The organism is Methylovorus sp. MP688 (assembly GCF_000183115.1).
GTDB lineage: Bacteria > Pseudomonadota > Gammaproteobacteria > Burkholderiales > Methylophilaceae > Methylovorus > Methylovorus glucosotrophus.
Genome location: NC_014733.1, coordinates 844622 through 867775, shown reverse-complemented (window position 1 = coordinate 867775; position 23154 = coordinate 844622). Strand labels below are relative to the sequence as shown.

Below are 23154 nucleotides of genomic sequence, written 5' to 3'. Positions count from 1 at the left end.
GCTGTGCATGGCTTAGGCCGCACAGCGGTCTTTTTTTGTGAGGTCCTTGTTGAGCGCTATAATGGCCAAGCATTTATCCCCGAGCGCTTCCATGACCACGATTCGCCAAGACGACTTCATACAGAGCATTTACCAATCCCTGCAATACATTGCCTGCTATCACTCACCTGATTTTTTGCAGGCGCTGCATGAGGCATGGCAACGCGAACCCGCCCCCGCTGCACGCGATGCCATGGGACAAATCCTCATCAACTCCTACCTGTGCGCGCAGGGGCAGCGCCCGCTGTGCCAGGATACCGGCATCGTGGTGGCCTTTGTGCAGGTTGGCATGCAGGTGCAATGGGATGCGAAGCTGAGTCTGCAAGAGATGGTCAATGAAGGCGTGCGCCTGGCGTATGGTGATCCGGACAATCGCTTGCGCGCCTCCATCGTCTCTGACCCCGCAGGCAAGCGCCTGAACACACGGGACAACACGCCTGCCGTGGTGCATGTGGAACTGGTGCCGGGCGACAAAGTCGAGATCAACATTTCCGCCAAGGGTGGCGGCTCGGAAAACAAGGCCAAGCTCGCCATGCTGGAGCCCTCGGACAATATCGTCGACTGGGTATTGCGCACGGTGCCCACCATGGGCGCCGGCTGGTGCCCACCGGGCGTGCTGGGCATAGGCATAGGCGGCACGGCAGAAAAAGCCGTTCTGCTGGCCAAGCAATCGCTGTTTGCCCCTATCGATATTCATGAACTGCGGGCACGCGGCCCGGCGGACCGCGCCGAAGAGTTGCGGCTGGAACTTTACGAAAAAGTGAATCGCCTAGGCATAGGCGCCCAGGGGCTGGGCGGCCTGACCACGGTACTGGATGTCAAAATCCTGCAAACCGCCACGCACGCCACTTCACTACCGGTCGCCATGATCCCCAACTGCGCGGCCACGCGTCATATTCATTTCACGCTCGATGGCAGCGGCCCGGCCATATTGCCGGTGCCACGCCTGCAAGACTGGCCGCAGATTGCGCAGGAATCAGGCACGCCCATGCGCCAGGTGAACCTGGACAGCCTGACCAAAGCTGACATCCTGCAATGGCAGCCGGGCGAACAGTTGCTGCTGAGCGGCAAATTGCTGACCGGGCGCGATGCCGCGCATAAGCGCATTGTCGACCTGCTCGCCTCCGGCCAGCCCTTGCCGGATGGCCTGGATTTTCATAACCGCTTTATTTATTACGTCGGCCCGGTAGACCCGGTGCGCGATGAAGTCATCGGCCCTGCCGGCCCGACCACCGCCACCCGCATGGACCGCTTCACCGACACCATGCTGGGTGAAGCCGGGTTACTGGGAATGATAGGCAAAGCCGAGCGCGGTGAAGCGACGGTAGATGCCATACGTCGCCATCAATCGGTGTACCTGATTGCCATCGGCGGTGCCGCTTATCTGATTTCGCACGCCATCAAAGCGGCGCGCGTGGTGGCGTTTGCTGATCTGGGGATGGAAGCGGTGTATGAATTCACCGTGGAAAACATGCCGGTGACGGTAGCCGTAGATAGCCAGGGCCATTCGGTGCATGAAACCGGCCCGGCAGAATGGCGTCCAAAGATTGCCGACATCCCCATTTTTACTGCCTAGGAAGCGAGTCCCGTCATGGCCCATCTTTTTACTCCCATCACGCTGCGCGAGCTGACCATCCGCAACCGCATTTTTGTATCGCCCATGTGCCAGTATTCCGCCATTGAGGGCATGCCGAATGACTGGCATCTGGTGCATCTGGGCAGCTTTGCCCGCGGTGGGGCCGGGCTGGTGATGGTGGAGGCCACCGGCGTGCTGCCGGAAGGTCGTATTACGCCGCAGTGCCTGGGCTTGTGGAACGACACCCAGCGCGATGCCTTGCATCGCATTGTGGATTTCATTCATGGACAAGGCGCCGCGGCCGCCATTCAACTGGCACATGCCGGACGCAAGGCTTCGTCGACCCGCCCCTGGGAAGGCAGCACGGGCATACCTGTCGCGCAGGGTGGCTGGGAGACCGTCGCACCATCCGCCATACCATTCAGCCCGCAGCATGCAACGCCACAAGCGTTGGATAAAGCAGGCATCGCCCGCATTTCGGATGCGTTTATGGCAGCGGCTGAACGAGCGCTGGCCGCGGGCTTTGACGTGATTGAACTGCATTGCGCACACGGCTATCTGCTGCATGAATTTTTGTCGCCGCTTGCCAATCAGCGCGACGATGAATACGGCGGCTCTCTGGAAAACCGTTGCCGCCTGCCACTGGAAATCGCGAAGCGCCTGCGCGACTTCTGGCCGCAGGATAAACCTGTGTTCGTGCGCATTTCCGCCAGCGACTGGATAGAAGGCGGCTGGGATATCGCCCAGTCCGTGCAATTCGCACGCTGGCTCAGGGAGATCGGCATTGATCTGATTGACTGCTCCAGCGGCGGCCTGATTTACGATGCCGTGATTCCCACCGGGCCTGGCTATCAGACCGAATTTGCCAGCCGTATTCGCAATGAAGCCGGCATTGCCAGTGGTGCCGTCGGCATGATCACCACCTCGACCCAGGCCGAGCATATTCTCGCCACGCATCAGGCCGATGTGATTTTCATGGCGCGTACGCTGTTGAGCGACCCGCACTGGCCATTGCATGCCGCGCGCGAATTACGGGCAGACCACCCATGGCCGCTGCAGTACGAGCGTGCCAAAAGTTTTTGATATTCACTCTTACGCAAGGAAACCCGCATGAAATGGACTGACAGCCTGCGCATCGCTGAAGCGCTGTATGACGCACACCCGGATATTGATCCCAAGACCATCCGTTTTACCGATTTGTATCAATGGGTGCTGGATCTGGAGGAGTTTGACGATGCGCCGGAAAAATGCGGCGAAAAGATACTGGAAGCGATCCAGTTGGCCTGGATAGAAGAGGCAGAATAGCCCCCCCGTATCACCAGCGTTAAGCGTAGTCGCTGCTTGACCAGTGACCACGCTTAACGTGGCGGGATTCGTCAGAATTCCTCTATGCCCAGGTGGCAATTCAGATGCTGTTGGAATAGCGCGGCTGCACCTGAATGGTCTGATCGCTGCTCAGAGGCTTGGTCTCCATCTGCCTGCCATCAAACAGCATGGCGATATTGCGCAGAAACAAACGACCAATCTCGCTCACGCGAAGTTCATCGCCCTGCAATGCCAGCAAACCATCCTGCTGCATCTCCTCCATCTGAGGCAAAGCCGCAGCAAAATAGTCATCAAAATCGATATTCCATGCCGCTGAAAATGCGCGTTTATCCAGGCGTAACTCACACATCACCTGGGTAATGGCCGCGCGGCGCAGCTGGTCTTCGGGAGTTACTTGCAAGCCACGTTCAATCGGTAGCCGCCCTGCCGTCACCGCATCCCGATACTCTGACAGCACCTTGGTATTTTGCGCATAGGCGTTTTCCGTTTGCGAAATGGCCGAGGCGCCCAGGGCCAGGATGTCACAATCCTTGTGCGTGGTGTAGCCCTGAAAGTTGCGATACAAGCTCCCTTGCTGCTGGGCACGTACCAGTTCATCCTCGGGTTTGGCATAGTGGTCCATGCCGATATGCACATAGCCCGCCGCCGTCAGGCGATCCAGCGTCATTCTTAGCAACTCCAGGCGCTGATCCAGCGTCGGCAATGCCGCTTCTGGTATCAGGCGTTGATGCTTCTTCATCCACGGCACATGCGCGTAATTGAAAACGGCCAGTCGATCCGGCGCCATCGCGATCACCGCATCCAGCGTATGGGCAAAGCGCTCGGGGGTCTGGTGTGGCAGGCCAATGATGAGGTCAAAATTGATGCTGTTGATCCCGGCATCGCGTATCCACCCGTACACCTGCTCGATCAGATCCTGCGACTGAATGCGGTTGATGGCCTCTTGCACCTGCGGATCGAGATCCTGCACGCCCAGGCTCAGGCGGTTGAATCCGCAGGAGGCCAGTGCATCCACATGCGCACGCGACAGTTCACGCGGATCCATTTCGCAGCCAATTTCGGCATCGTCTGCCATGCGGAAACGACCAGCAAATGCCTGATGCAGCTTCACCAGATCATCCGGTTTTAAATAAGTAGGCGTGCCACCACCCCAGTGCATCTGACGCACCAGGCGATCAGCTGAGGCAGTGTCTGCCACCAGCGCCATCTCTTGCAGCAATACCTCCAGGTAACGCTCGGCTTTGCTGTAATCGCGCGTGGCCACCATATTGCAGCCGCAGTAATAACAGAGCGTGTCGCAAAACGGGATATGCGCATACAGCGAGATATCGCGCCCGCTGTCACGGCTGGCTTGCAGCTCATGCTGCCAGTCTGCCGCATCAAAGCCGGTATGGAAATGCAAGGCCGTGGGATACGAGGTGTAACGCGGCGCGGCCTTGCTGTATTTGTGCACGAGTGAGGTCGGGAATTCCATAATAACCATTATATATTTATGGTTAAAATTTTCCAGCCTTAATCCATCTGGACTATTGCCCGCGGTATTGCCCGATTTGAGCAAGCCGCGATATCGGAATCCCGTTTAGAATAGGAGCAATTCCATTCAGCAAAGGGCACGTCGCATGCTTGCACCAAAAGAGATTTTCAAGGCTTACGATATCCGCGGTATTGTCGGTAAAACATTGACTCCCGAGATTGTCGAGCAAATCGGCAAGGCAATCGGTAGCGAGGCTGCCAAACTGCAGCAAAAAGCCATTTGCATAGGCTACGATGGCCGCCTCTCCGGCCCCGAGCTGGCGGAAGCCCTGGCACGCGGCATTCTCAGCACAGGGGTGGATGTCATACGCCTGGGCCTGGTGGCAACGCCTATGGTGTATTTTGCCGCGCATCAGCTCAAGACCGGCTGTGGCGTCATGGTCACGGGCAGCCACAATCCGCCTGACTACAACGGCCTGAAGATGGTGATCGCCGAGGAAACCCTTTCTGGCGAGAGCATCCAGCGTTTGCGCACCCGCATTGAGCAACAGGACTTTGCCAGCGGCAGTGGCAAGGCCAGTGATTACGACATTGCCGATGACTACATCAACCGCATTGCCTCTGACATCAAGCTGAGCCGCCCCATGCGCATTGCCGTCGATTGCGGCAATGGTGTGCCTGGCGCCTACGCGGGCAAGCTCTACCGCGCTCTGGGTTGCGAGGTGGAAGAGCTGTTCTGCGAGGTCGATGGCCACTTCCCCAACCATCACCCTGATCCTTCCGTGCCGGAAAACCTGCTGGATCTGATTGCCGCCCTCGGCAAAGGCAGCTCCGAAATCGGCCTGGCATTCGATGGCGATGGGGACCGCCTGGGCGTGGTCACCAAGGATGGCAAGATCATCTACCCTGATCGTCAGCTGCTGCTGTTTGCAGAAGATGTCCTGCAGCGCGAACCCGGCGCCACCATCATTTATGACGTGAAATCCTCACGCAACCTCGCGCCTTGGATCAAGGCACGCGGCGGTTTGCCACTGATGTGGAAAACCGGCCACTCGCTGGTGAAGGCAAAAATGAAAGAAACCGGCTCCGCCCTCGCAGGCGAAATGAGCGGCCATGTATTCTTCAAGGAGCGCTGGTTCGGTTTTGATGATGGCCTCTACAGCGGCGCGCGCCTGCTGGAAATCCTCAGCCGCTCGTCCGACCCTTCCGCGCTGCTGAATGCATTGCCAGACAGCGTCAGCACGCCTGAGCAACACATACACATGAATGAAGGCGAGCCGCATGCGCTGATCGCCAGCCTGCAAAAGACCGCTGAATTCGCGGGCGCCACCGAAGTCATCACCATTGATGGTCTGCGCGTGGAATACCCGGACGGCTTTGGTCTGATGCGCCCATCCAACACCACCCCGGTGATCGTGTTGCGCTTTGAAGCCGATGACGAAGCCGCACTGCGCCGTATTCAGGAAGCCTTCCGCAGTGTGATTCTGGCGGCAGCGCCGCACGTGCATCTGCCTTTTTAAACAGGTGATCCATTGAGTAAAACGGCATGGCTGGCGGTGCTGGCATGGTTGCTGGCAGCTGGCGGCATCTACTATGTGGTGGATGCCCGCATGAACCCCAACCGCAACCCAAGCAGCCAGGGCGGCGAAGTAACACTGCAGCGCGGCATGGATGGGCATTACCGGGCCACCGCGCTGATCAATGGCGAAAAAGTGGAGGTGCTGGTGGACACAGGCGCGACAGGAGTGGCGATCTCAAGCCAGACTGCCGAGCGCCTGGGCCTGAGTAGCCATGTGGCAGCGCGCACCAGCACGGCCAATGGTGACGCCGTGGCCTATATCACGCGCCTTCGCAGCGTCAAGATCGGTGATGTGGAAGCCCAGGATGTCGCCGCCATGATCACGCCAGGCCTGCAAGGCGAAGCCCTGCTAGGCATGTCATTTCTGGGGCGCATGGATGTGCGGCTGTTTCGTGGCAGCATGACCATCAAACAAGGCGATGAACCGGTTCCTGCTGCTAAAGGCGGCGATTTCTGAGCACTGGCATTCCTGCCAGTCCCCATTTCACCCATTCAAGGTTCGCGGATGTGAGTTATGCCCATACAGGCACAGGGCACATCCGCGTTTGCATCAGGTAATCACGGTAGGCGTATCGCGGCCGGTGCGGGTGGCGAGCTCCGAAATGGTCAGGGCAATCTTGATCATGTCCCCAAGCGCATCCTGTGCATCCAGGTCATGCTTGGTGCTATCAGGTTCGTAGGCTTCCAGGTAGATGCGCAGGGTTGCGCCTTCAGTGCCGGTGCCGGAAAGCCGGAACACGATGCGCGAACCATCTTCAAACAGGATACGCACGCCTTGCTTGGTGCTCAGGCTGCCATCAATCGGATCGGTATAGCTGAAGTCGTCGCAGCTGGCGATGGTATAGCGACCAAAGCTCTTGCCAGGCAGGCTTGCAAAGCTGTCGCGCAGCAGCGTCATGACGCCTTGTGCCGCTTCGGTTGGCAGGTTTTCATAGTCGTGGCGCGAATACACATTGCGGCCAAACTGGCGCCAATGCCGCTTGACCAGGGTCGCCACCGGCTGGCGCTTGATGGCCAGAATATTGAGCCAGAACAGCACGGCCCACAAACCATCTTTTTCACGCACGTGGTCAGAGCCGGTGCCGAAGCTTTCTTCGCCGCACAGCGTCACCTTGCCAGCATCCATCAGGTTGCCAAAAAACTTCCAGCCCGTGGGTGTCTCGTAGCAGGGAATTCCCAGCTCCTCAGCCACGCGATCCACCGCCGCGCTGGTAGGCATGGAGCGCGCCACCCCGGCAATGCCAGCCGCATAGGCCGGAATCAAACGCGCATTGGCGGCCATCAAGGCCAGACTGTCTGAGGGCGTCACAAAGAAATGATCGCCCAGTATCATGTTGCGATCTCCATCACCATCCGAAGCAGCACCGAATTCAGGCGCATTGTCGCCATACATGATCTCGACCAGTTCGTGCGCATAGGTCAGATTGGGGTCGGGGTGGCCTTGGCCAAAGTCCTCCAGCGGCACGGCATTCATCACGCTATCTTCGCTGGCGCCCAGACGCTTGACCAGAATCTCGCGTGCATAAGGGCCTGTTACCGCATGCATGGCATCAAACTTGAGCCGGAAGCCGCTCGCGAGCAGGCTGCGAATGGCAGGAAAATCAAACAGGGACTCCATCAGCTCGGCATAATCCGCCACCGCATCAATCACCTGCACCACCATATTGCCCAGCTGGCTTTCGCCGATCACATCCAGCGCCACATCGGCGGCATCCACAATGCGGTATTCGTTGATGACCTTGCTGCGGGCGTAAATGGCTTCGGTCACGGTTTCCGTCGCCGGGCCGCCATTTTCCATGTTGTATTTGATACCAAAATCGCCATCTGGCCCACCAGGGTTATGGCTGGCAGACAGGATAATGCCGCCAAAGGTCTTGTATTTGCGTATCACGCATGAGGCGGCGGGCGTGGACAAGATACCGCCCTGCCCGACCAGCACGCGGCCAAAGCCATTGGCCGCCGCCATTTTGAGGATAATCTGAATCGCCTGACGATTGTAGTAACGGCCATCGCCGCCCAGCACCAGCGTCGCACCGGGCGCTGCCTGTATAGTATCGAAAATGCTCTGCACAAAATTCTGCAGGTAGTGCACCTGCTGAAATGCAGGCACGCGTTTACGCAGGCCGGAAGTCCCTGGCTTCTGGTCCTGATAGGGTTGGCTGGCAACAACTTGTACTGTCATGAATACTCTTCCTGATTTTGGTGACTTAAGGTTGACAGAGGTCACGTTTATATTGATAATTCGCCTTCTTCGCGATTTTGAAGTCGCAAAGGGAGATTAGCTCAGCTGGTAGAGCAGCGGACTCTTAATCCGTTTGTCCGGGGTTCGATCCCCCGATCTCCCACCAAAAACAAAGGCTTGTGCTCTGCACAGGCCTTTTTTATTTGCCTGGTTTGCTTCACATTCACGGGCAACTCTGCCCGGCTATCATCAGCCGTCACACCGGATTCCGGCATGACGTTCAGCGAAAGCAAAACCTTTATCGGCAACGCCAGTCTCATATGACAACAGCATCATCAGTATAATCGGTTTTTCAGAAAATCAGGTCAGGAGCATAGCGCATGGAGACATTCAAGGTAGAAGGCATGGTATGCGGCGGCTGCGTTAATGCCGTTACCCGGGCGATTCAGAACGAGGATGCTGCAGCCAAAGTGGAAGTGGATCTTGCCAGCGGCAAGCTGAGCACTGAAAGCACGCTCAGCAAGCAAGAGCTGGCCAGCATTATTGAAGAAGCAGGCTACACGGTAGTGGGATAAGCACCCAAACACCTGCTGGCTGATCCTGATACATGCGATCAGCGAGTCAATTCCATTCTGCCCCATAAAAAAAGCCGACGTTTTCGTCGGCTTTTTCATTCATACGGCGCGCTTCAGAACCCCAGGCTATCAAGCAGATCATCCACCTGTGCCTGACTCGCCACCACATCCACCGCATTCGGGTCGATCTGTGGCCCATTCAGCAGGCCGGTATCGGCTTCTTTCTTGGGCGTATTGATATGGCCAGGCGAGAAGTCGATCAGCACTTGTACCAGCTGCTGTTCCAGATCCTGCGCCAGCGTGGTGATCTTCTTGATCACCTGACCGGTAAGATCCTGAAAATCCTGCGCCATCATGATTTCCATCAAGAGATCCTTGGTCTCAGAGGTATTCTTCACCGTCTGATCCAAGAAAGCCATGGTATCGGTCGCAATCGCATCGTATTGGCTCTTGAGGGCCGGGGTGGCCAGCAAGGCATCCCAACGCTTCTGCAAATCTGCCGCCTGGGTGGACAAGGCATTTTGCAGCGGTGTAGCAACATCGGTGGCATTCAGCACGCGCTCGGCCGCTTGCTCGGTCATCTTGGCCACATAATTCAGGCGTTCGCGCGCATCGGGGATTTCTGAGGCAGCTTTTTCCAGTATTTTGTCAAAGCCCAGGCCGGAGAGATTATCATGCAGAGCGCGTGTGACATGGCCGATACGGTTGAGGATTTCGTCGTTGGTATTCACTGGCGCTGCCGACGAGCTGTTGTCTTCAGAAGTAAGAGGCTCGCTCATGTTATGCCCCTGACTTTTCCAGTTTTTCAAAGATTTTCGCGAGCTTCTCATCCAGCGTGGCAGCGGTGAAGGGCTTCACCACGTAACCATTGGCACCAGCCTGGGCAGCGGCGATGATGTTTTCCTTCTTGGCTTCTGCGGTCACCATCAGCACGGGCAGCGATGACAAGGTGGGGTCGGCGCGGATTTCCTTCAGCATGGTCAGGCCATCCATATTTGGCATGTTCCAGTCGGACACGACAAACTCAAAATTGCCGCCACGCAGCTTGCTGAGGGCCATGACGCCATCTTCGGCTTCATCGACATTGGTATAGCCCAGCTCCTTGAGCAGGTTGCGCACAATTCGGCGCATGGTTGAAAAGTCATCAACCACGAGAAATTTGGTATTTGGATTAGCCATCTAAAACTCCATAGTTATGTGCTGCCATGATCCAATCAGGCTGATCCGTGATGTTAGCGAATTGAATCATGTTACCGAGCATTGATTAAGGTCTTACCTTGTTTATCGTCCAAAACCGGGCAAGCTTTAATCAGCATCTTAGCAAAATTACACACGCAGCGACTGCGAGCTGTTGGCCATCAGGTACGCCAGCACGCGGGAAGGCATGTCACGCAGATGCAATTCTTCATCCACACCGCCATGCGCCACCGCTTCGCGCGGCATGCCGTAGACCACGCAGCTCTCTTCGTTCTGCGCAAAATTGTAGGCACCCGCCTCTTTCATGGCGCGCATGCCGAGGGCGCCATCTTTGCCCATGCCAGTAAGTATCACGCCGATGGCATTCTTGCCAGCCTGGGCGGCTGCCGAGTCAAACAGCACGTCTACCGATGGCTTGTGACGGCTCACCGGCGCGGCATCGCTCAATTCGGTTACATAGTTGGCCCCGCTACGTGCCAGCAGCAAGTGTTTGTCGCCCGGTGCGATAAAGGCATGCCCCGGCAGGATACGCTCGCCACCCTGCGCTTCGGCCACGGAAATCTGGCACAAGGAATCCAGGCGATTGGCGAATGAACGGGTAAAACCAGCCGGCATGTGCTGGGTAATCAGGATACCGGGACAATCAGGCGGCATTTCCATCAGGAAAGACTTGATCGCCTCGGTACCACCGGTCGAGGCGCCAATGATGATCAGCTTTTCACTACTGATCAGCGGGTTGCGAAGCGAGGCATTCTGTTGCGGTGCGCCTGGAGTTGGCGCGGTGCTGCGTGGCGCCAGGGTTGAGATACGGGCTTGCTTGGCAGCGCGGATCTTGTCTGCAATGAGGTCAGCGTATTCACGGATGCCGTCACTGATGGCGAGCTTGGGCTTGGTAACAAAATCAATGGCGCCAAGCTCCAGCGCGCGCATGGTGATTTCCGAGCCACGCTCGGTCAGGGTGGAGACCATGACTACCGGCATGGGGCGGAGGCGCATCAGGCGTTCCAGAAAATCCAGCCCGTCCATCTTCGGCATTTCCACATCCAGCGTCAGCACGTCGGGATTGGTTTGCTTGATCAAATCACGCGCGATCAACGGGTCCGGCGCGGTGGCGACCACTTCCATGTCGGGCTGACTGTTAATGATCTCCGTCAACAGGCTGCGTATCAAGGCGGAGTCATCTATCACCAATACTTTGATCTTCATTCTGCTTAATCTCTTCCCTAAATTTTTTTTGTTATGTGTTGATTAATCGTTAAAACAGCTCAACCTCACCACCCACACTGTCCGTCTTGAGGCGGCTTGCGTATGTTTCTTCGCGCTTGATAAGCGTGTAATTGTTCAGCTGCTTGAGCTTCTTGACCAGTACTTTACCCGTTTTCGGGAAAAAGTAGACCTTGCGCGGATAGATATCATTGAGGTCTTCGCCGGTGACCTTGATGTTTTCATCCTTGAGGAACTGGCGCACAAACAGCGCATTGCGTTCCCCCACGTTCATGGAAGTAAAACTGCGCAGTACATTGCCGCCGCCAAAAATCTTGGCTTCGAGGTTTTCGCGGCGCGCACCATTGCGCAACAGCTGGTTGATCAGCACTTCCATGGCATAGGCACCATAGCGCATGGATTCAGAGGCCGGATTGTCTTTATCGGCATTGCCGCCATCGGGCAGCATGAAGTGGTTCATGCCACCTATGCCGGAGACGGTATCGCGTATACAGGCTGATACACAGGAGCCCAGCACGGTGACAATCACCATGTCCTTGTCGGTGTAGTAATACTCGCCGGGCGATATCTTGGCGGCATCGCAATCAAAGGTGCGATCGTAGTAAAGCGAGGTCGAGATTTCTTCATTCACCAGCATGGTTAGACAGTCTCCCTTGCCAGTCGGCTCATGGCAGACTCCGTCGCCGCACCTGCAGTGGCAGGATTCAACTCGTAGACGGTTTTCCCGCGCAGCTTGATGTCGTGCGACACGTACAGGAAGTTTTCAGAATGGCCGGCAAACAGCAAGGCATGCGGCTTCATCAATGGCACAAACTTGCTGATGATCTTGGCCTGGGTCGGCTTGTCGAAGTAAATCATGACATTGCGACAGAAAATCGCATCAAACGGCTCTTTCAACGGCCATTCGTCGGCCAGCAGATTCACTTGCTGGAAGGTAATCAGATCACGCAGCTCATTGCGCACGCGCACCAGCCCCTCCTGTGCGCCCTTGCCGCGCAGAAAGAACGCCTTGCAGCGCTCGGGGGACATCTTGCTGATGCGATCTTCCGGATACACACCACGCGCGGCTGTTGCCAGCACATTGGTATCAATATCCGAAGCAATAATGGAGACGGGCGGATGCAGGGTGCCAAACGCTTCGCAAGCGGTCATGGCTATCGAATAGGGTTCTTCGCCAGTCGAGCTGGCAGAGCACCAGATGGTGATCGGTTTTTTGAGATGGGCCAGATGCTCGGCCAGCACGGGGAAATGGTGCTCCTCGCGAAAGAACGAGGTCAGATTGGTGGTCAGCGCGTTGGTAAAGGCTTCCCACTCATCCGGGTTGGCATTGCTTTCCAGTGCATCCAGATAATACTTGAACGAATTCATGCCGAGAGCACGCAATCGGCGGCCGATACGGCTATACACCATGTCGACTTTGGCTTCGGATAATGAGATGCCGGCACGGGCATAAATCAGCTTGCGTACCTTTTCGAAGTCCTGTTGCGTAAACTCGAACTCGCGCTCACCACCATGGCTGGATTTCGTTACCATAATTAACCTTGTTTTCTTTTCAACCCATCAAGCGCTTGCCACCAGGTCAGCATGGTCTGATCGACCTCCAACCCGCCGGCAACTTCGCAAACAGCATCGCATGAATATGCACGGCAGGAAATCAGACACTGCCGCAAATTGCGCCCCTGGGCCCCAATGGCTCATCGTGAACAGGACAGGTGAAAAATCGCACGTAGCATAGACCAGCAACGCTGCCATCGTATGGCGACCTTGCCGCTTCAAGAACAGGATAATGCATGGCTTTCTCCACCTGGTACCGGGTAATGTCCTGGTTGGCATTACCTCTCGTTTATTGCACTGACAGTGCCTGACAGGCAGGCCAGGACACAAGCGCCCTGCCCCAGCCTGTCAGCGTATTGCGTTTACAGCGTTAAAACTCTTCCCACTCGTCATCTGTACCGGTTTTGGCCGGTGCTTGCAGCTTGGGTTGCGGTGCAGGCACGGGGCGACCAGACGGTGCGGAGGCAATGGCGGGCCGACGGGTAGGCGCGGCGACGGCAGGCGCAGCCTGACCATCCAGCACGAATACACTCACCGAATTCAACAGGCCGTTGGCTTGTTCCATCAGCGATTCCGCTGCCGCAGCAGCTTCTTCCACCAGCGCGGTGTTCTGCTGCGTCACGTCGTCCATCTTGATCACGGCGTCGTTCACCTGCGCAATACCAGCGCTCTGCTCTTGCGAGGCCGCGGCAATTTCGCCAATGATGTCCGATACGCGTTTCACAGACTGCACCACTTCTTCCATGGTCTTGCCGGCGTTTTCCACCAGGGTGGTGCCTTCGGTGGTCTTGCTGACCGAGTCGTTGATCAGTTCCTTGATCTCTTTGGCCGCTGCCGCAGAGCGTTGCGCCAGGTTGCGTACTTCGCCTGCCACCACGGCAAATCCACGGCCTTGTTCACCAGCACGGGCGGCTTCTACCGCAGCATTCAGCGCCAGGATGTTGGTCTGGAAGGCAATGCCGTCAATTACCGAGATGATGTCTTCAATCTTGCGGGCGCTGTCGTTGATGGCGCTCATGGTAGACACCACATCGGCGACTACTTCGCCACCCTTTACAGCGACACCGGATGCCGCAGAAGCGAGCTGGTTGGCTTGCTTGGCGTTGTCGGCGTTCTGTTTCACGGTGGAGGCTAACTGCTCCATGCTGGCAGCGGTTTTTTCCAGTGACGATGCCTGGTCTTCCGTACGGCGGCTCAGGTCAGAGTTGCCCTGGGCAATTTCTTTCGCAGCGGTGTTGATCGCATCCGCGGCTTCTTTTACCGTGCTGATCGGGCCTACGATCATTTCCAGCGTTTCGTTCACGCCATCGACAATCTTGCGGAAGTCACAATTTCTTTCGCAGCGGTGTTGATCGCATCCGCGGCTTCTTTTACCGTGCTGATCGGGCCTACGATCATTTCCAGCGTTTCGTTCACGCCATCGACAATCTTGCGGAAGTCACCAGGATGGCGGCTGGCATCGGCACGTACCGATACGCGGCCTTCATTGGCGGCACGCACCAGCATCTGTACGTCTTCATTCAGTGCCTTGAGGTTTTTGCGCACTTGCTCAACAGTTTCGTTGATATACGCCTTCTTGCCAGGGAACTGCTCCAGTTCGGCATTGAAGTTACCTTCACCAAAGGCTTTGACACAGGCCATGGCTTTTTCCATCAGCTGGATATGGCCACCCACCATGATATTGACGTTCTCGGCCACCTTGCTGAAGTCACCTTTGAACAGGTGGGCATGCAGCGTCATGTCGATATTGCCCTGCTCATGCTCGTTACTGACCCACTTGATCGAGTCAATCAGGCCTTGCAGGTTGCCACGGACTTTTTCCAGGCTCTTGTTGATGGAAGCCTTCTTGCCTGGGAATGGATCTACCTTGATGGTGAAGTCACCGTTACCAATGGCGGTCACGAAGCTCACAATCTTGTTTTTCTCTTCAATATGGTCGCCGACCATGCTGTTCACACCGGCGGCAACTTCGGCATACGAGCCACTGTATTTGCTGATATCCATGACGACATCGTCCTCGCCCTCACGGTGCTGAGTGGACATGTAATGCATATCGGAGATCAGGGTCTGGATGTTCTGGCGCAGACCTTCCACGCCCTTGTTGATAAAGGCCAGGTCACCTGGCAGGGTTTGCAGGGTCTTGGTGAAATCGCCCTGGGAGAACGCGGTAATGCAGGACATGGATTTATTCAGCACGTCCGCATAATTGCCCACCATGTGGTTGATCTTGTCAGCCAGGGTGTTGAATTCGCCATTGAAGCGGCTGCTGACGATAGTGGCGCGCATATTGCCGGCTTCATGCTGATCGGCCAGGCTTTCCAGATCCTTAAGCAGGGTGATGATGGTGTCGGTCATCTGCTTCATGGAATACATCAGGCTGGTTTTATCATCATTGGCGAGCTTGATCGCCACATGCAAATCGCCAGCCGCAATACGCTTGGCCACTTGCGCAGCCAGGGCGGGCTCGCCACCGAGCTGACGCATGAGGGTGCGGATGATCATGAAGCCGATCACGGTGACCAGGGCCAGAGCCACGATGGCGATAATCATCATGAACTCGGTTGCACTGGCTTTGATGGCAGCCGCTTTTTCAGCGCTCTGGACACCCAACTCAACGTTGTGCTGGCGGTGGTCAGCAATCGCCTTTTGCAACTTGAGGATGGTGGTCTCGCCTGCCAGCAAGGCATCACGCGCTTCATCATGTTTGTTGGCAAGAGAAAGCGTCAACACATTGCCCGCCAGGTTGTCGTAGTCCGCGAGCAACAGGCGATCCACCTGCAGCAAACGCTTGTCCTCATCATCGGAGATATGATTGTCTTCGTATTTTTTCAGGGTATCGGTCAGACGTACGTGGGCGGCAGCAACCTTGGTCTCAATCTCGGCCTTCTTGGCATTGTCCTGGTTGGTCATGTGCTGCCATACCAGGGTATTCAGCTCTTCAAACTCGCTGAGCGCTTCATCGAGCCTGGCAATGCTGGGCATGGAATCCACATTGGAAAAGTTGGTGATGTCATAGACCCGATTAATCTGGTGATAGGCCAACCCGGCCAAGGACACCAGCCCCAGAATGGCAACCGCCATCAAAAGATACATACGCTTAGCGACAGTCATTTCTTTTCTCCGACTTCATTTTTATGTTGTTTCATGCCTTGGCATTGATCCGGTGCAGCGCTCGACAAACCGAGCTACAAGCTTCTACATCTCTTACGTGTAAATTCCGCAGAACTTGAATCTTTAACGCATTTTTTTCAGTGCATCGCGCCTGTCCTGTGCAGGGTTTTACCCCATTGCCAGACTATAGCGGCTTGCAGTATCCGGTCATCGCATGAACAAGCGCGTATTTACAGCTTATTTATGCCATGCAGGCCATGTGGCCACTGTCCTGTCTGGGCAATATGCTCCAGGTACTGGCAAAAAAAAACCGCTTCAATAAGAAGCGGTTAGTACATCTTTGGGCGCTATCAGTGCGAGAGCGGTGGTCGCGGAGATGAGACTTGGCTCTCGGGCACGGGCTACCCGGGGTGCTGGATTACTTGGACTGCACGTCCTTGGCATCTACCAGAACGGTCTTGCCATCCTTGGAGGTAGCAGCGGCAAGCTTCTTGGCTTCGGCTTCGGCAACCGCGTTGCCCTTCATGTGGGCGGCGGTTTCAGCACTGTTGTCATTGGTGCAGATACGGCCCATTACGCTTACCTTGCACACTTCTTCAGCTTGCACATTGAATGCTGCCATTGCAGCTACCAGGGAAACGATTGCTACGATCATCTTTGTCATTTGTCATTCTCCATGTAGGGATATATAGGTACTGCAGACTGGTGAGGCGCTCACTTCTCGATCATCACCATCTGAACCTGCTACGACCTAACTCTTGGATTTCTTTAGGAAAATTACACATCATTAACAATAAAGTTTCCCGATATTGCCGGGAATATATGGAACAAGACAAAAATACCCAATTAAATCAATGCATTGAAAAACTTTAGGGCTTTAATTCAAAAAACAGCCACAAAATGCATATATTCATGATTTTTTACAGTATTTACACTTGATTACAGATTGCATAGGCTGCACTCCTATGCAAAAAAAGCCCCGGAAATCCGGGGCTTTTTTTACTTCACTGAGATGCAAAATCAGGATGTTTGCATTAAAACTCTTCCCACTCATCCTCATTCACGCTGGCCTTGGACGCGACCTTCAGCACTGGCGCAGCTGCAGCTCTGGCAGGGGCTGGACGCGGAGCCGGGTTGCTTCGTACTTCTGGCCGGGACAGCATCTTGGCGGCGGCAGGTGCGCGGACATCGCCTTCACGCAGCTTGAAGTCGGCCACGGCATCGGTCAGCGCAGTGGCCTGCTCAACCAGGGATTCTGCCGCCGCAGCAGCCTCTTCCACCAGCGCGGTGTTCTGCTGCGTCACGTCGTCCATCTTGATCACGGCATCGTTCACCTGCGCAATGCCGGCGCTCTGCCCGCTGCCGCAGCAGCCTCTTCCACCAGCGCGGTGTTCTGCTGCGTCACGTCGTCCATCTTGATCACGGCATCGTTCACCTGGGCAATGCCGGCGCTCTGCTCTTGCGAGGCGGCGGCAATTTCGCCAATGATGTCTGATACGCGTTTCACAGACTGCACCACTTCTTCCATGGTCTTGCCGGCGTTTTCCACCAGGGTGGTGCCTTCGGTGGTCTTGCTGACCGAGTCGTTGATCAGTTCCTTGATTTCCTTCGCTGCCGCTGCGGAGCGTTGCGCCAGGTTGCGTACTTCGCCGGCGACCACGGCAAAGCCGCGGCCTTGTTCACCGGCACGGGCGGCTTCTACCGCAGCGTTCAGCGCCAGGATGTTGGTCTGGAAGGCAATGCCGTCAATCACAGAGATGATGTCTTCGATCTTGCGGGCGCTGTCGTTGATGGCGCTCATGGTGGAGACAACATCGGCAACTACTTCGCCACCCTTTACAGCCACACCAGATGCCGCAGAAGCGAGCTGGTTGGCTTGCTTGGCGTTGTCGGCGTTCTGCTTCACGGTGGAGGCCAGTTGCTCCATGCTGGCAGCGGTCTTCTCCAGCGACGATGCCTGGTCTTCTGTACGGCGGCTCAGGTCGGAGTTGCCCTGGGCAATTTCTTTCGCAGCGGTGTTGATCGCGTCTGCGGCTTCTTTTACCGTGCTGATCGGCGCGATGATGGTATCCAGGGTCTGGTTGAGGCCTTCAGCCACCAGCTTGAAGAAGCCTTCACGCCCATCACTGCGCGCACGCTTGCTGAAGTCACCATCGGCAGCAGCTTTCACGATCTCGCCGATTTCGTGTTCGGCATGTGCCTCGGTCGTGCGATCTATCCACTGCACGGCGGTGCCCATACGTTCTCCGCTACTACTGAAGATAGGCGCTGCATTGAGCTTGAATATCTGCTCGCCCACCGTAATTTCGGTGGCATAAGGGCTGTGCAGGCTGGCCAGCATATTGCGCTGATGGCTGGGATTCTTGTGATAAACGTCGAAGTTCTGACCAATGATATTGTTCGCGGAGAAGTTGGGCAGTTGTGTGCGCAGATTGGCTTCGGAGCGCTTCATCAGGTCTTCGGTAAACTTGTTCATGTAGATGATGATGCCATCAGGGTCGGCTACCATGACACTGACAGCGGCATTGTCCAGGCTGGTCTTGATCAGTTCGGCAAAACGGGCAGCCTCGCCAGCAGCCTTCAGCTGACCACGGGTTTTCTCAATCGCCTCGTTGATGAAAGCTTTCTTGCCAGGCAACTGCTCAATCGTGGCAGTAAGGTCGCCCTCGCCAAATGCGCGCACCACGGCCATGGATTTCTTCTTCACATCAATATGACCGCCCACCATGGTATTCACGCCATTGGCCATCTCGGCATAGGCACCCTGGTATTTGCTCACGTCCATGCGGACATCGATATCACCGGCATCATGCTCTTGCGACATGTGGTTCATGTCGGCAATAAAGCTCTTGATGTTGCTGCGTACTTTTTCAATGGTGTCGTTGATGAAGGCTTTCTTGCCCGGGAATTTCTCCAGCGGCGCATCAAAATTGCCTGCACCAAAGCCTTCAACTGTAGCCATGGTCTTGCGCATCATGTTCACATGGCCACCAACCATGCCATTGACGCCATTGGCAACATCCCGGAACAAGCCTTCAAACAGATCGGCCTTCAAGGTCTCGTCAATATCGCCTTTTTCATGGGCGGCACTGACAAAATTGAGAGAATCGGTCAGGCCCTGCAGGGTCTTCTGCAGCCGGCGCATGGAGTACACCACGCTGGATTTATCATCTTCGGCCACCGTGATTTTCTGGGTCAGATCGCCCGCAGCAAATTTCCGGCTCATTTCAGCCAGCTCTGCTGGCTCCTGGCCCAATTGGCGCATGATGGCGCGCAGCATGAAGATACCAATCACAATCACGGCCAGGGTCACTACTACTGCAACCACCACATTAATGATGGTCGCCGTATGACGCGTTGCCATGGCGTCTTCCGCAGCAGCGGTACCAAAGGTCATGTTCAGTTTGAAGTGCTCTTCGATATGGGCGGTAAGATCCCGGGCAATATTATCGGCCTGCGCTTTGAGCAGTGCGGCGGCCTGATCGCGCTCACCTGCACGTGAAAGGCTCAGCACATTCTGCAATAGCTGCTGATATTTATCCCAGTCTGCCTTGGTTTTGTCATACATCTGGCGGTCTTCATCATTGCTGATGTAATTATCGCCATAGTTTTTCAATTCATCGTCGAGCTTGCCTTTGAGTTCCAGCAGTCGCTGGTCATCCTTGACCATTTCCGCAGGCTCGGTATCCAGAATGTGGCGCAGAACCACGATGCGATAGCGCTGGAAATACTCTTGTATCAGGCCCAGACTTGCGACACTTGGCGTGGTGTTTTCGTTGCCATAGTTGGCTTTGTCGAATACCCGCCCAGTCTGAACATGACCGATGGCTACCACGATCAGCAGACCGATTACTGCAGCAGCAATCAACAGCTTGATACGATTTGCGACAGTCATTTTCATGATGTGCATACTCCTCAAATTTATAGTTATGTGCCGGCGTGACGCTCGGCCAGGTGCTTCACTTAATGCATGGCGACGGTATCCATCAGCTCCATGTCTGTACTGCTCATCAACTGCTCAATGTCCACCAGGATGAACATTTTCTCTTCCACCGATGCCAGCCCCACGATGTACTTGGTATCAATGCTGGCCACAATGTCGGGCACTGCACGAATCTGGTTGGGTTGCAGGCTCATCACGTCGGATACGCCATCCACCACCATGCCGACAATGCGGCCATTGAGGTTGAGGATGATGACCACGGTGAATTCGTTGTACTCCACCTTGCCCAGATTGAATTTGATGCGCAGATCCACAATCGGCACGATACGACCGCGCAGATTGACCACGCCCTTGATGAAGTCAGGCGTATTGGCAATCTTGGTCACGGCGTCGTAACCACGAATTTCCTGCACCTTGAGGATTTCCAGGCCGTATTCTTCGTTGCCCAGTACAAAGGTCAGAAATTCCTTGGCATTGGTAACGCCATCGTTGGTGTTGTTACCACTTTCCGTGATGCTGCTCATTGATACACTCCTTCAGAATTATTGTTCTGGCCCATCTTGATAATGGTGGGCACATCCAGGATGAGCGCGACCGAGCCGTCGCCCATGATGGTGGCACCGGAAATACCGGGCACTTTGCGGTAATTGGTTTCCAGACTCTTGATCACCACCTGTTGCTGGCCAACCAGGCCATCGACAAACAGGGCGGCTTTTTTGCCTTCGGCTTCGATGATCACCAGCACACCATCCACCGGATTGGTGATCTGGGTAGGCTGATTAAACAGGGAATACAGCGGAATAATCGGCAGGTATTCGCCGCGCACATGCACCATGAAACCGGCACCGGTGACGGTCTTGATGTCCGTCGCTTGCGGCTGCATGGTTTCCACGATGAGATTGAGTGGCACCACGTACATGTTGTCGCCCAGCGAAACCGACATGCCATCCAGAATCGCCAGTGTCAGCGGCAAGGAGATCGACATGGTGGTGCCGTAGCCCAGCGCCGAGCGGATATCAATCACGCCGCCCATGGCGCTCACATTACGCTTCACCACATCCATGCCAACGCCGCGACCGGATACATCAGTCACCTGCTCGGCCGTGGAAAAGCCCGGGGCAAAAATCAGCTGCCAGACATCGCTATCGGGCATGGTATCGCTCACGGGCAGGCCGCTCTGTTTGGCCTTGCTCAGAATGCGTTCACGGTTGAGGCCAGCGCCGTCATCGGTCACTTCAATCACAATGTTGCCGCCGCGATTGGAAGCGGACAGGGACAAGCGGCCGGTTTCATTCTTGCCGGATTTGTGACGTACGTCCGGCACTTCAATGCCATGGTCAATGCTGTTGCGCACCAGGTGGGTCAGGGGATCCACAATGCGTTCGATCAGGCCCTTGTCGAGCTCGGTGGCGGCACCACTGGTGACAAACTCCACTTTCTTGCCGAGACGGGTGGCCAGATCGCGCACCATGCGGGGGAAGCGCGAGAACACATAGTCCATCGGCATCATGCGGATAGACATCACCGACTCTTGCAGATCACGCGTGTTGCGGGTGAGCTGGCCCAGGCTGTTGAGCAGATCTTCATGGGTGACCGGATCAAGCTTGCTGATACGCTCTTCCAGCATGGCCTGGGTAATCACCAGTTCGCCCACCAGGTTAATCAGCTGGTCGACCTTTTCTACGCCCACCCGAATCGAGGTGGTTTCGGCAGCGGCCGGTTTTTCGACTTCTTTTTTGGCGGCGGCGGGTTTTTTCTCGGCGACCGGGGCGGGTGCTGCTTCCACTGGCTTGGGAGCTTCCGCCTCGACGACGGGTGCTGGCGGTGGTGGCGTGATCGGCTCAAAAAAGCCGAAGCCATCGCCTTCAATAAAGCCACTTGCCGCAACGGCGACATCTGCCGCAGGTGCTTCAGCAGCGGCTGGGGCATCCTTGATCACCAGCGTGTCGAGGTCCACCACAAACGAACAGATGGATTCGATGCTGTCTTTGCTATCTTCGGTGGTCAGGGCAAAGATGGTTTTACCACCCGCCTTGCTGATGCTGACGTCACCCAGCAATGCCAGCTCGGATTTCAGGTTTTCTGCATCCTTGTCGCTGAGCTCGGGCACTTCAATGTTGAAGCGGTGCTTGCCATCGGCAGGAGCAGCTGCCGCAGCCGATGGCGCAGCAGCGCCAGACTGCAGGGTGATCTTGATATCTTCGGGTTCAACAATAAACGCGCAGATGGAGATGATGTCATCTTCACTGTCTTCGGTTTTCAGCGAGAAAGCCACATGCCCATTATCAAGGCGCTTGCTGCTGACTTCACCGAGCAGACCCAGCTCGCCTTCAAGGTTGGCGGTGTCTTTTTCGCTCAAGGCTTTGACGTCGATATTGTAATGACGCATCTTGTCTGCGGGTGCAGCCGGGGCGGCAGCGGCGGGCTTGGGAGCCGCCGGGGCAGATGCCGCAGCCGGGGCAGCCACTGCCGCCATTTCCGCAGCGGCCGATACCGGCTTGCCTTCGGACAAGGCTTTCAGCTTGCGTTTGACTTCTTCCTGCACATCGCGATCCACATCGGCACCGGAACGGTGGCCTTCCAGCTGCGAATTCAACACATCCTTGGCTTCGAGAAAGGTGTCCACATGCTCACCGGTCAACGCCATCTCGTTCTTGCGGATCTTGTCCAGCAGGTTTTCCAGAACGTGTGTGATTTCTGCCATGTCGGTCATGCCGAAAGTGGCGGCGCCGCCCTTGATGGAATGGGCAGCACGGAAAATGGCATTCAGGTCTTCCGAGTCGGGATTGTCCAGATCGAGGGCGAGCAACAGATGCTCCGCCTCGGCGAGCAATTCCTCGGCTTCATCAAAGAAAGCCTGATAAAACTGACTCATATCAATCGACATTTGCTGACTCCATTTTTGCTTGCCTGCATTGCATCATGCGGCGGGCGTATTCATTAGGTCGAAAAAAGAGGTATTAACCGATTACTTTTTGTACAACATCAATCAAGCGCTTGGGATCAAACGGCTTGACCAGCCAGCCATTGGCACCGGCAGCGCGGCCTTTGGCCTTCATCTCGTCGCTGGATTCGGTGGTCAGCATCAGGATAGGCACCTTCTGATAGCTGCTCATGCCACGCAGGGATTTGATCAGCGTCAGGCCATCCATATTGGGCATGTTCTGATCCGTCAGCACCAGGTCCACTACCTGGTCGCGCGCCTTGTTCAAGCCATCCTGGCCATCCACAGCTTGCACGACCTGATAGCCAGCCGCCGTCAGACTGAACGCCACCATCTGACGTAAAGACCCCGAATCATCGACTGCTAAAATTGTTTTTGCCATTTTCATACTCGCTTGTTGATTAAATTTCTACACATGAACTGCTCTATAC

Annotated in this window: 17 protein-coding genes, 1 tRNA gene and 2 pseudogenes; 7 read left to right on the top strand and 13 right to left on the bottom strand. The window is 55.8% G+C overall.

All coding sequences use genetic code 11. The features are described 5' to 3' along the window. The first annotated feature begins 91 nt into the window (after positions 1-91). Genes MPQ_RS04275 through iscX form a run of 3 tightly spaced genes read left to right on the top strand, consistent with a single transcriptional unit; the run spans position 92 to position 2920 of the window. Positions 92-1615: a fumarate hydratase gene (locus MPQ_RS04275; protein ID WP_041362030.1), complete on the top strand. Its 1524-nt coding sequence runs from the start codon at positions 92-94 to the stop codon at positions 1613-1615. Between the two features lie 15 nt (positions 1616-1630). Beyond that, entirely contained in the window at positions 1631-2698 is a 1068-nt protein-coding gene (locus tag MPQ_RS04270) for an NADH:flavin oxidoreductase/NADH oxidase (RefSeq protein WP_013441662.1), read from the top strand. Positions 2699-2725: 27 nt separating this feature from the next. Then, positions 2726-2920, top strand: a complete 195-nt coding sequence (gene iscX / locus MPQ_RS04265; protein ID WP_013441661.1) for a Fe-S cluster assembly protein IscX — start codon at positions 2726-2728, stop codon at positions 2918-2920. 100 nt (positions 2921-3020) lie between these two features. On the opposite strand, the gene hemN is transcribed toward iscX, so the two are convergent. Further along, positions 3021-4424 (bottom strand): oxygen-independent coproporphyrinogen III oxidase, encoded by a 1404-nt coding sequence (gene hemN / locus MPQ_RS04260; RefSeq protein WP_238525343.1) that lies wholly within the window; start codon positions 4422-4424, stop codon positions 3021-3023. A 136-nt stretch (positions 4425-4560) separates the two neighbouring features. Here hemN and MPQ_RS04255 point away from each other — a divergent pair, with 136 nt between their 5' ends. Both MPQ_RS04255 and MPQ_RS04250 read left to right on the top strand, forming a co-directional pair. Further along, on the top strand, positions 4561-5934 hold the full coding sequence (locus MPQ_RS04255; RefSeq protein WP_013441659.1) for a phosphomannomutase/phosphoglucomutase: 1374 nt from the start codon (positions 4561-4563) through the stop codon (positions 5932-5934). 12 nt (positions 5935-5946) lie between these two features. Continuing rightward, complete coding sequence (locus tag MPQ_RS04250; RefSeq protein ID WP_013441658.1) at positions 5947-6450, top strand: TIGR02281 family clan AA aspartic protease; 504 nt, start codon at positions 5947-5949, stop codon at positions 6448-6450. Positions 6451-6543: 93 nt separating this feature from the next. Here MPQ_RS04250 and MPQ_RS04245 read toward each other — a convergent pair whose 3' ends face one another. After that, complete coding sequence (locus MPQ_RS04245) at positions 6544-8175, bottom strand: alpha-D-glucose phosphate-specific phosphoglucomutase (RefSeq protein ID WP_013441657.1); 1632 nt, start codon at positions 8173-8175, stop codon at positions 6544-6546. Positions 8176-8265: 90 nt separating this feature from the next. Between MPQ_RS04245 and MPQ_RS04240 the strand changes: the two genes are divergently transcribed. Together MPQ_RS04240 and MPQ_RS04235 are read left to right on the top strand one after the other, a co-directional pair. Then, positions 8266-8341 (top strand) — tRNA-Lys (locus MPQ_RS04240). A gap of 214 nt (positions 8342-8555) precedes the next feature. Next, positions 8556-8750: a heavy-metal-associated domain-containing protein gene (locus tag MPQ_RS04235; protein WP_013441656.1), complete on the top strand. Its 195-nt coding sequence runs from the start codon at positions 8556-8558 to the stop codon at positions 8748-8750. A 113-nt stretch (positions 8751-8863) separates the two neighbouring features. Here the strand turns inward: MPQ_RS04235 and cheZ are convergent, their stop codons facing one another. The 11 genes and pseudogenes from cheZ to MPQ_RS04170 all read right to left on the bottom strand — a co-directional run bounded on the left by cheZ (position 8864) and on the right by MPQ_RS04170 (position 23105). Beyond that, positions 8864-9529, bottom strand: coding sequence for a protein phosphatase CheZ (cheZ, locus tag MPQ_RS04230; RefSeq protein WP_013441655.1), 666 nt, complete (start codon positions 9527-9529; stop codon positions 8864-8866). A gap of 1 nt (position 9530) precedes the next feature. Beyond that, positions 9531-9929, bottom strand: a complete 399-nt coding sequence (cheY, locus tag MPQ_RS04225) for a chemotaxis response regulator CheY (protein ID WP_013441654.1) — start codon at positions 9927-9929, stop codon at positions 9531-9533. 147 nt (positions 9930-10076) lie between these two features. Beyond that, entirely contained in the window at positions 10077-11153 is a 1077-nt protein-coding gene (locus MPQ_RS04220; protein ID WP_013441653.1) for a chemotaxis response regulator protein-glutamate methylesterase, read from the bottom strand. Positions 11154-11202: 49 nt separating this feature from the next. Then, entirely contained in the window at positions 11203-11808 is a 606-nt protein-coding gene (gene cheD / locus MPQ_RS04215; protein WP_013441652.1) for a chemoreceptor glutamine deamidase CheD, read from the bottom strand. A 2-nt stretch (positions 11809-11810) separates the two neighbouring features. After that, entirely contained in the window at positions 11811-12704 is an 894-nt protein-coding gene (locus MPQ_RS04210; RefSeq protein WP_013441651.1) for a CheR family methyltransferase, read from the bottom strand. Positions 12705-13095: 391 nt separating this feature from the next. Next, a pseudogene (locus tag MPQ_RS04200) lies at positions 13096-15836 on the bottom strand (methyl-accepting chemotaxis protein). Positions 15837-16254: 418 nt separating this feature from the next. Continuing rightward, a complete protein-coding gene (locus MPQ_RS04195) occupies positions 16255-16500 on the bottom strand; it encodes a hypothetical protein (protein WP_013441650.1) in 246 nt (81 codons plus the stop codon). 370 nt (positions 16501-16870) lie between these two features. Continuing rightward, positions 16871-19737 (bottom strand): annotated as a pseudogene (locus MPQ_RS14205) (methyl-accepting chemotaxis protein). Between the two features lie 62 nt (positions 19738-19799). Then, positions 19800-20303 carry a chemotaxis protein CheW gene (locus tag MPQ_RS04180; protein ID WP_013441647.1) on the bottom strand — a complete coding sequence of 168 codons (504 nt, stop codon included), beginning with the start codon at positions 20301-20303 and terminating at the stop codon, positions 19800-19802. Continuing rightward, positions 20300-22666 (bottom strand): chemotaxis protein CheW, encoded by a 2367-nt coding sequence (locus MPQ_RS04175; RefSeq protein ID WP_013441646.1) that lies wholly within the window; start codon positions 22664-22666, stop codon positions 20300-20302. The genes MPQ_RS04180 and MPQ_RS04175 overlap by 4 nt, the downstream gene beginning before the upstream one ends. 73 nt (positions 22667-22739) lie before the next feature. Then, positions 22740-23105 carry a response regulator gene (locus MPQ_RS04170; protein ID WP_015829621.1) on the bottom strand — a complete coding sequence of 122 codons (366 nt, stop codon included), beginning with the start codon at positions 23103-23105 and terminating at the stop codon, positions 22740-22742. Positions 23106-23154: the final 49 nt, after the last annotated feature.

What these genes read in the sequence shown, in the direction of transcription:
- cheY (WP_013441654.1), bottom strand. Translation starts at nt 9,929, where the DNA reads ATGGCTAATCCAAATACCAAATTTCTCGTGGTTGATGACTTTTCAACC.
- cheD (WP_013441652.1), bottom strand. Translation starts at nt 11,808, where the DNA reads ATGCTGGTGAATGAAGAAATCTCGACCTCGCTTTACTACGATCGCACC.
- MPQ_RS04235 (WP_013441656.1), top strand. Translation starts at nt 8,556, where the DNA reads ATGGAGACATTCAAGGTAGAAGGCATGGTATGCGGCGGCTGCGTTAAT.
- MPQ_RS04195 (WP_013441650.1), bottom strand. Translation starts at nt 16,500, where the DNA reads ATGACAAAGATGATCGTAGCAATCGTTTCCCTGGTAGCTGCAATGGCA.
- MPQ_RS04275 (WP_041362030.1), top strand. Translation starts at nt 92, where the DNA reads ATGACCACGATTCGCCAAGACGACTTCATACAGAGCATTTACCAATCC.
- MPQ_RS04210 (WP_013441651.1), bottom strand. Translation starts at nt 12,704, where the DNA reads ATGGTAACGAAATCCAGCCATGGTGGTGAGCGCGAGTTCGAGTTTACG.
- MPQ_RS04175 (WP_013441646.1), bottom strand. Translation starts at nt 22,666, where the DNA reads ATGTCGATTGATATGAGTCAGTTTTATCAGGCTTTCTTTGATGAAGCC.
- MPQ_RS04255 (WP_013441659.1), top strand. Translation starts at nt 4,561, where the DNA reads ATGCTTGCACCAAAAGAGATTTTCAAGGCTTACGATATCCGCGGTATT.
- MPQ_RS04220 (WP_013441653.1), bottom strand. Translation starts at nt 11,153, where the DNA reads ATGAAGATCAAAGTATTGGTGATAGATGACTCCGCCTTGATACGCAGC.
- hemN (WP_238525343.1), bottom strand. Translation starts at nt 4,424, where the DNA reads ATGGTTATTATGGAATTCCCGACCTCACTCGTGCACAAATACAGCAAG.
- MPQ_RS04245 (WP_013441657.1), bottom strand. Translation starts at nt 8,175, where the DNA reads ATGACAGTACAAGTTGTTGCCAGCCAACCCTATCAGGACCAGAAGCCA.
- cheZ (WP_013441655.1), bottom strand. Translation starts at nt 9,529, where the DNA reads ATGAGCGAGCCTCTTACTTCTGAAGACAACAGCTCGTCGGCAGCGCCA.
- MPQ_RS04270 (WP_013441662.1), top strand. Translation starts at nt 1,631, where the DNA reads ATGGCCCATCTTTTTACTCCCATCACGCTGCGCGAGCTGACCATCCGC.
- MPQ_RS04180 (WP_013441647.1), bottom strand. Translation starts at nt 20,303, where the DNA reads ATGAGCAGCATCACGGAAAGTGGTAACAACACCAACGATGGCGTTACC.
- iscX (WP_013441661.1), top strand. Translation starts at nt 2,726, where the DNA reads ATGAAATGGACTGACAGCCTGCGCATCGCTGAAGCGCTGTATGACGCA.
- MPQ_RS04170 (WP_015829621.1), bottom strand. Translation starts at nt 23,105, where the DNA reads ATGGCAAAAACAATTTTAGCAGTCGATGATTCGGGGTCTTTACGTCAG.